The 8,069-nt window shown below is 54.0% G+C and carries 10 protein-coding genes; all 10 read right to left on the bottom strand.

What is annotated here, in order from left to right; all coding sequences use genetic code 11:
• Nucleotides 1–147 precede the first annotated feature (147 nt).
• The gene (gene lysS, locus L692_RS0112630) at nucleotides 148–1,668 is read right to left on the bottom strand and encodes a lysine--tRNA ligase (protein WP_025700363.1); all 1,521 of its coding nucleotides are present in this window, start codon (nucleotides 1,666–1,668) and stop codon (nucleotides 148–150) included.
• Nucleotides 1,669–1,970: 302 nt separating this feature from the next.
• Complete coding sequence (gene greA / locus L692_RS0112625) at nucleotides 1,971–2,450, bottom strand: transcription elongation factor GreA (protein ID WP_025700361.1); 480 nt, start codon at nucleotides 2,448–2,450, stop codon at nucleotides 1,971–1,973.
• Nucleotides 2,451–2,651: 201 nt separating this feature from the next.
• A complete protein-coding gene (dusB, locus tag L692_RS0112620) occupies nucleotides 2,652–3,674 on the bottom strand; it encodes a tRNA dihydrouridine synthase DusB (protein ID WP_025700360.1) in 1,023 nt (340 codons plus the stop codon).
• 15 nt (nucleotides 3,675–3,689) lie between these two features.
• Nucleotides 3,690–3,887: a helix-turn-helix domain-containing protein gene (locus L692_RS31190; RefSeq protein ID WP_312001387.1), complete on the bottom strand. Its 198-nt coding sequence runs from the start codon at nucleotides 3,885–3,887 to the stop codon at nucleotides 3,690–3,692.
• Nucleotides 3,854–4,402, bottom strand: a complete 549-nt coding sequence (gene folK / locus L692_RS0112610; RefSeq protein ID WP_025700357.1) for a 2-amino-4-hydroxy-6-hydroxymethyldihydropteridine diphosphokinase — start codon at nucleotides 4,400–4,402, stop codon at nucleotides 3,854–3,856. Before folK ends, L692_RS31190 begins: the two co-directional genes overlap by 34 nt.
• Before the next feature lie 10 nt (nucleotides 4,403–4,412).
• Nucleotides 4,413–4,775 carry a dihydroneopterin aldolase gene (folB, locus tag L692_RS0112605; protein ID WP_025700355.1) on the bottom strand — a complete coding sequence of 121 codons (363 nt, stop codon included), beginning with the start codon at nucleotides 4,773–4,775 and terminating at the stop codon, nucleotides 4,413–4,415.
• 18 nt (nucleotides 4,776–4,793) lie between these two features.
• The gene (gene folP / locus L692_RS0112600) at nucleotides 4,794–5,639 is read right to left on the bottom strand and encodes a dihydropteroate synthase (RefSeq protein ID WP_025700352.1); all 846 of its coding nucleotides are present in this window, start codon (nucleotides 5,637–5,639) and stop codon (nucleotides 4,794–4,796) included.
• Entirely contained in the window at nucleotides 5,636–6,517 is an 882-nt protein-coding gene (locus L692_RS0112595; RefSeq protein WP_025700350.1) for an aminotransferase class IV, read from the bottom strand. Before L692_RS0112595 ends, folP begins: the two co-directional genes overlap by 4 nt.
• Nucleotides 6,514–7,095 (bottom strand): aminodeoxychorismate/anthranilate synthase component II, encoded by a 582-nt coding sequence (gene pabA / locus L692_RS0112590; RefSeq protein WP_025700348.1) that lies wholly within the window; start codon nucleotides 7,093–7,095, stop codon nucleotides 6,514–6,516. Before pabA ends, L692_RS0112595 begins: the two co-directional genes overlap by 4 nt.
• Nucleotides 7,096–7,097: 2 nt before the next feature.
• Nucleotides 7,098–8,069, bottom strand: a 972-nt coding sequence (locus tag L692_RS0112585) for an anthranilate synthase component I family protein (RefSeq protein ID WP_025700346.1), incomplete at its 5' end; no start/stop codon positions are given.

The following is an 8,069-nucleotide window of genomic DNA, read 5'->3' as shown; positions in this document are numbered from 1 at the left end:
CTCGTATTTCTTGGCCGGAATTAGAATATACCATGACTATTCAAAGATTGCAATAGTTTTTCTCAAAAAACTTAAAATAAAACCCGAAAAAGCAGTTTTCACCGCTCTCTCGGGTTATCAGCTCCTACAATATTAAGCACGCGCTATTTATTCCCCGGCTTTGTTACGCATATGCGGGAACAGCAGCACATCACGGATGGATGCCGAGTCGGTCAGAAGCATAACCAAACGGTCGACACCGATTCCAAGGCCGCCGGTTGGAGGCATGCCATATTCAAGCGCACGGATGAAGTCTTCATCCATTTCATGCGCCTCATCATTGCCCTGCTCCTTCTCTTGAAGCTGTGCTTCAAAGCGCTGGCGCTGGTCAATCGGGTCGTTCAGCTCGCTGAACGCATTGGCATGCTCGCGGGCCACGATGAACAGCTCGAACCGGTCGGTAAACCGCGGATCATGATCGTTCTTCTTGGCGAGCGGAGAAATTTCGACAGGATGACCTGTTACAAATGTTGGCTGGATTAGCGTCTCCTCGACAAACTGCTCAAAGAACGCATTCAGAATATGACCGAAGGTCATATGCTTCTCTACCGGTACACGGTGCTCTTTGGCAAGACGATGAGCTTCCTCGTCGGTCATATGCACGCCGAAATCGACACCGGTTACTTCCTTAACCGCATCAACCATCGATACGCGGCGCCACTCCGGAGTCAAATCGACCTCGTGACCTTGATAGTTGATTTTTTGCGTACCGAGCACTTCCTGGGCAATATGCGCGATCAAGCTCTCGGTAAGACGCATGATATCCGTGTAATCGGCATAAGCCTCATACAGCTCAATCATGGTGAACTCCGGGTTATGGCGTGTGGAAATCCCCTCGTTGCGATAGACGCGGCCGATCTCATATACCTTTTCCAGACCGCCGACAATGAGCCGCTTCAAATGCAGCTCGATGGCGATCCGCATGTACAGCTCCATCTCCAGCGTGTTGTGGAAGGTAATGAACGGACGGGCCGCCGCCCCGCCGGCAATGGCGTGAAGAGTCGGCGTCTCCACTTCCAGATACCCGAGCGAGTCCAGATAACGGCGCATCGACTGAATAATCCGCGAACGGGTAATAAACGTCTGTTGAACCTCGGGATTGATAATCAGATCGACATAACGCTGGCGGTAGCGCAGCTCGACGTCCTTGAGACCGTTGTATTTATCAGGAAGCGGAAGCAGCGATTTGGACAACACTTCAATCTCGCTTACCTTAATCGTCGTTTCTCCGGTCTTTGTCTTGAAGACGGTGCCGGTCACACCGATAATGTCCCCCAAATCAAGCACGCCAAATGCCGCATATTGGACTTCCGGCACGCTGTCCTTGCGGACGTAAATTTGAATTTTCCCGCTAAGATCCTGAATGTGGGCAAAGCTGGCCTTGCCCATCGTCCGCTTGGCCATAATTCGACCTGCGACGTTTACTTGAATAACCTGTTCTTCCAGCTCTTCATTGGTCATTCCATCATATTTGGCCAAAATATTGCCCGCGTTATGTGTGCGCTCGTACTTTTTGCCGAATGGATCGATCCCGAGCTCGCGCAGTTCGTCCAACTTGCCGCGTCGAATCTGCAGCAGCTCGCTAAGCTCGCTTTCCGTAGTCCCTTGATTGCCAATTTCCTCACTCATTGCCTGTCATCCCTTCAAAAACAAATTTGAACCTCTTTAGACGTAAGAAGAAACGGCTGTCTCCCTACCGCCTTGACAGTACCGTTCCTTTGAACATATAACGATAATTACATTGCGGGTTATGACCCACTCGCAGCGTCCATTATAAGCCGGTACCCATCTCGTCAATACAGGCTTGGCCTTTCTTATATTTTGAAAAAAGCTTCCCTAAGGAAGCTTTTCAAATGGTTCCCCGCCTGCATCATCCGGTATGGTCAAGCCTCGCCGGCTGCGCAGTGTGATCGAACGATTTAGGTTCAATCTTATTTCATCTTAATATCAATGATTTTATATTGAATAACGCCTGCGGGCACGTTGACGTCGACGATCGTACCTTTTTTCTTGCCGATAATAGCTTTGCCCACCGGACTTTCGTTGGAAATCTTGTTATTGAGCGGATCGGATTCGGCCGTGCCGACGATCGTATACTCCATGATATCCCCGAACTCCATATCTTCAACGGTGACGGTTACTCCGACGCTGACACTTTCGGTGTCAATTTCGTCACTGTTAATGATGCGTGCGTTGCGGAGCATTTTTTCCAGGGTAATGATTCGGCCTTCGATGAAAGCCTGTTCATTCTTGGCATCTTCGTACTCCGAGTTCTCGCTTATATCTCCATATCCGATAGCCACTTTGATCCGCTCGGCCACTTCGCGGCGCTTGACGGACTTGAGGTTCTCCAGCTCCTCCTCCAGACGTTTAAGTCCATCCGGAGTAAGAATGACTTCTTTCTCGCTCATCTTAACCGATTCTCCTGTCGTATACATTTATTGAAAACACCATAACTATATGCGAATCCAAAGGGTTAAGAACCCTTCGCTGCATTGCTTCTAATTTGGAACGGCGAATTTATACTGTGAAATTATATGGGAACCGTTACAAAATGTCAATGACTGCCTTCGTAATGTCAGGTGGATTCAAATAAAGCGCAACAACAGGCGTTATACCGCGGAAACGGGCGCTTCTGCGCCTGCCGGACCACCCTTTTCTTCTTCTGAAACCCGGTCGACAAAATCATTTAAAATCCGCACCATTTCGTCACGCTTCGTTTCTTCCATAATGACATCCTTCACGCGGGCCGCACCTTTCAGCCCCTTCAAATACCAGGCCAGATGCTTGCGCATTTCGCGGACAGCAACCGCTTCGCCCTTCAAATCGACCAGACGGTCCATATGCAAAATGGCGACCTCGATCTTCTCTCCCGGAGATGGATCAGGCAGCAGCTCTCCGGTACTGAGGTACTGGACGGTGCGGTACAGCATCCACGGGTTGCCAAGCGCGCCCCGCCCGATCATGACGCCGTCGCAGCCGGTCTGATCCAGCATGGCCCGGGCATCCTGCGGCGTCTGCACGTCGCCGTTGCCGATCACCGGGATGGAGACCGCTTCCTTGGCCTGGCGGATGTAGCTCCAGTCCGCGTGACCGGTGTACAGCTGCTCACGGGTGCGGCCGTGCACGCTGATGGCCTGGCCTCCGGCCCGCTCCACCGCGCGCGCATTATCCACGACGTAAATATGCTCGCTGTCCCAGCCGATCCGCATTTTGACGGTAACCGGCTTGTCGACGGCATCGACTACGGCCGAGACCATTTCGTAGATTTTGTCAGGCTCAAGCAGCCAGCGGGCGCCGGCGTCGCATTTTGTCACCTTGGGAACCGGGCAGCCCATGTTGATGTCAATGATATCCGCGTTCGTTTCTTTATCGACCACCTTTGCCGCCTGCACCAGCGACTCGCGGTCCCCGCCAAAAATCTGCAAGCTGAGCGGTTTCTCCCGATCGTCGACAAACAGCATTTCCCGCGTCCGCTTATTGCCGTGCACAATCGCCTTGTCGCTTACCATTTCCGCGCAGACAAGGCCCGTGCCGAACTCCTTGGCGATCAGCCGGAAGGCAGGATTGCATACGCCGGCCATGGGGGCAAGCACAACCTGATTTTTCATTTCGATATTACCTATTTTAAGCATCGTGTTCACTTCCCTCTATATTGAAGATGAGTCGGTCAATTCCTTGACCCCGACCCCCAGAACGGTTGCAATTTTATCTAAAATTTGATCTTCCAAGCACCGGTTTCCCCGCTCCACCGCTCCAAGCACAGCAAGTGAAATGCCAGCGCGGTCGGCCAGTTCCTGCTGCGTATAGCCTTTTAGTTTCCGGTATGCCCGAATCCGTCTTCCCATCCGCTTGATGTCCACAATTTGATTCCTTCCCTTCCGTCTAACTTGCCCAGCGCTTTCGTCACGATCTCCCAAAGGCCGGATGGCTCGTCCCGGGGCACAATATCGCGGAGCGGAAAAAGCACGAATGCGCGTTCCTGCATACGGGGATGAGGCAGAATCAAATGCGGAGTGTCCAGCACCTTTCCATCCATCCACAGCAAATCCAAATCTACCGTCCGGGGGCCGTTGCGGATAGTCCTTACCCGTCCCAGCCGATCCTCAATCTCCAGCATCACATCCAGCAGCGCTTCAGGAAGCAGCGAGGTGCGCACAGCCGCAGTCATATTCAAAAAATTCGGCTGGTCGGCATAACCGACAGGCTCGGTCTCGTATATGCCGGAACAGCGCAGGACCTCAATCTCGGCATGAGCGCCAAGCAGGGCAAGCGCCTCTTTAAGACTTTGTTCGCGATCTCCCAAATTGGCCCCTAAAGCAATATAAGCCTCTGACAGCTCAGAGGTGGAATAATTACTCATAACCCGGTTCTCACTTTCTCGTTCTACGCAGTTCCACGGTCACGCCCTGGAAATGGACGTCGAACGGCGGGTGCGGCTTGGTCACCTTCACAGTCACCGCATTGATAATAGTATAAGTGTGAAGCAATACAGATGCAATACGTTCACCCAAAGCTTCAATCAGCTTGTAGGACTCTTGTTCGACAATATTTTTAACCAGCGCATGGGCCTCGGCATAGTTCACCGTCTGCTGCAGATCGTCGCTTCGTCCCGCTCCGCTTAAGTCAAGCTCCAGCTCCAGATCAATGTAATAACGCTGGCCCAGCTTGCGTTCCTCTTCAAAAACGCCGTGATATCCATAATATTCCATGCGGTGAAGCTTCATTTTATCCATGGACGATGCCACCTTTCATTATTTATCAGCGGAGTAGAGCATGGCGTCGCACATCGTAACCGTCCGTTTAATCAGCCGCACATCGTGAACGCGCACAATCTGGCAGCCCTGGGCGATGCCAAAAGCTACGGTTGCCGCCGTGCCTTCGACGACATCGTCTATAGGCAAGTCAAGCGCCGTGCGGATAAACCGTTTGCGCGATGTGGCGAGCAGTACCGGATAGCCGAGCGCCGTCAAGGCGTCCAGCGACATCATGGCCCGCAAATTTTCGTCGTAATCCTTGGCAAAGCCGATGCCGGGATCGAGGATGATATTCTCCGCCCGCACTCCAGCCCGCAGGGCCAAATCAATGCTCTCGCGGAGATCCGCGATCATATCAGCCTGCAAATCGGTGTAGTTCCGGTCTTCCCGGTTATGCATCAGAATAATGGGACAGCCAGCTTCGGCGGCGACCTTGGCCATAAAGGAATCGGCCTTGCAGCCCCAGATGTCGTTGATGATATGCGCTCCGGCGGCAATCGCCTGCTTCGCCACCTCCGCCTTATAGGTGTCGATTGATAGCGGAATTTGCGGCGCAGCGCGGTGGATCGCCTCAATAACCGGGAGGATGCGGCTTAATTCCTCATCAATGCTCACCGGTACATGTCCGGGGCGCGTCGATTCGCCTCCGATATCGATGATGTCGGCGCCTTCCTCCACCATCCGCAAGGCATGCCGGACCGCAGCCTCAGGCTTATCCCATAATCCGCCGTCGGAGAACGAATCGGGCGTGACATTCAGAATCCCCATGATCAATGTCCGCTGCCCCAAGGCAAGCTCCATGGGACCACTGGTATATTTTCGTGTATATAGTATAGGCTTCATTGCTCTACTCCCGCTCTCTGTCTGTACTTCTTAAGCAGCATCGAAGTGAGGGGGCCCGCCGACCCGCTTCCGACTACCGTCCGTTCATTCTCTTTCCATAGAGCCGTCACAGGGACGATCTCCTGAATCGAGTTGGTTAAAAATACTTCCTGCGCCCCTTCCAGCGTCCCCCAAGGGTACAAGCCGGTCTCCACTTCAAGACCTTCGCTTCGGGCCAGCTCCATCACCATTTCCCGGGTAATTCCCGGCAGGATGCCTGTAGACTCATCCGGTGTAAATAAACGTCCCGCTTTTATGAAAAAGACATTGCTGACAATGCCTTCCGCCACTTCTCCGCGCCCGGTTAGCATCAGTCCTTCCGCGCCGCAGTCTGCGGACGGGTAGTGTGACAGCTCTCTTTTGGCCAAAATATTGTTCATATAATGCAGAGACTTGAAGCGCACCTGGCCTTCCGGCGTGTTCCGACGGAGCTTGAGCAGTTGAAGCTCTTTTCCATATACATCCATATCAATCGTCCGATGCGGCAGCGCTTTGGCGAATAGCACCTGATTGGGACGGGTATAGTCTCCCGCAGGAAGGCCGAGAACATCCTCCCCGGCGGTTACGGTATAGCGGACGTAGGCTTCATGCAGCCCGTTCCGCTTCATCAGCTCCGCGATCCATTCCGCCAGACCGGCAGGATCGGGCTTATGAGGAATGCCGAGCTGACGGCAGCCCTCCGCCATCCGCTCCAGGTGCCGCTCCAGCAAAAATGGCCTGCCCCCGTACGTCCGGAACGTCTCGAACAGGCCGATGCCATACAAAAAGCCGTGATCCCTGACGGAAACCACGGCATCTTCGGCGTCTATAACGCCGCCATTCACTCCTATATAATTCATACCGTCTTCCCGGCTTTTCGCTTCAGGAAATTGCGGAGCATCGTATGTCCGTGATCGGTAATAATCGACTCCGGATGAAACTGCACGCCCTCAATCGGATACTCCTTGTGACGGAGTCCCATAATTTCGCCTTCCGCTGTTTCGGCGGTAATTTCCAGGCAGTCCGGCAGGCTCTCGCGCTCCACCAGCAAGGAATGATAGCGGGTCGCCGTAAACGGTGATTCCAAGCCCTCGAAGACAGAGCCTCCTTTATGATGGATCGGGGAGGTCTTGCCGTGCATGAGGCGCTCCGCGCGGATGACGTTGCCGCCGAACGCCTGTCCGATCGCCTGATGGCCGAGGCAGACGCCGAAGATCGGGATTACGCCTTTAAAATGGTCGATCAGATCAAGGCTGATGCCAGCCTCGTTGGGCGTACACGGTCCAGGAGAGATCAGGATATGATCCGGCGCCAGCTGTTCAATTTCTTCGATGCTGATTTCATCGTTGCGATAAACCTTGACCTCTTCACCGAGTTCCCCTAAGTATTGCACGAGATTATACGTAAAAGAGTCATAGTTGTCGATAACCAAAATCATGTTTAATTTGCTCCCTCCGCGCCGCCGCCAGGCTGCGATTCTCTCATGGCTTCACTGCAAAGAACCGCTTTTACGATGGCCTTGGCTTTATTATGGCATTCCCGGTATTCGCGGTAAGGATCGGAGTCGATCACGATGCCCGCCCCCGTCTGAATATACCCGGTTCCATCCTGTACAACCAACGTTCTTATAATAATATTTAATTCCATATTGCCGCCGTAGTCAATCCAGCCCATCGAACCAGTGTACGGACCGCGCCGGACAGGCTCCATTTCCTCGATGATCTCCATCGTTCTTACCTTCGGCGCTCCGGTAATGGTTCCCCCCGGAAACAGGGCCGCAATCACATCATACGCATCCTTGCCTTCCGCAATCCGCCCATTGACCTGGGATACGAGATGCATGACATGCGAGTAGCGCTCCACGGTCATGAGTTCGGGGACATTGACTGTACCGTACGCGGAGACACGTCCGATATCGTTGCGCTCCAGATCGACGAGCATAATATGCTCGGCCGTCTCTTTGGCGCTCCCGCGCAGCTCCGCCTCCATGGCGGCATCCTCCGCGGGAGTCAGGCCCCGGCGCCGGGTGCCGGCGATCGGCCGCGCGCTCACCTTGTCCCCGTGCAGCTTGACAAGCAGCTCCGGCGAAGCGCTGGACAGCGCGAAGCCGGGCGAGCGCAGCAGCCCCATGTACGGGGACGGGTTGAGCCTGCGCAGCCACTCGTACACCTCCTCCGGCGAGGACCGAAGCGCCGCTTCCTGCCGCAGCGACAGGTTCACCTGGAATACGTCGCCCTGGCGGATGTATTCCTGGATATCCCGCACCGCCTGCTGGAACTTCTCTCGGGTAAATGCCGAGGACATCCCCGGCCATTCACCCGATTCGGCCTCTGCGGGGATATCCGGAATATTCGGATTGTCCGCATCAGCTTCGGCCGATTCGCTCATCAGCCGCCACTTCTCCAGCATCCG

This window comes from Paenibacillus forsythiae T98, assembly GCF_000520735.1.
GTDB classification, from domain to species: Bacteria; Bacillota; Bacilli; order Paenibacillales; family Paenibacillaceae; genus Paenibacillus_AQ; species Paenibacillus_AQ forsythiae.
Note: the sequence above shows the minus strand (reverse complement) of the source record. Positions and strands in the feature narration are given on the sequence as shown.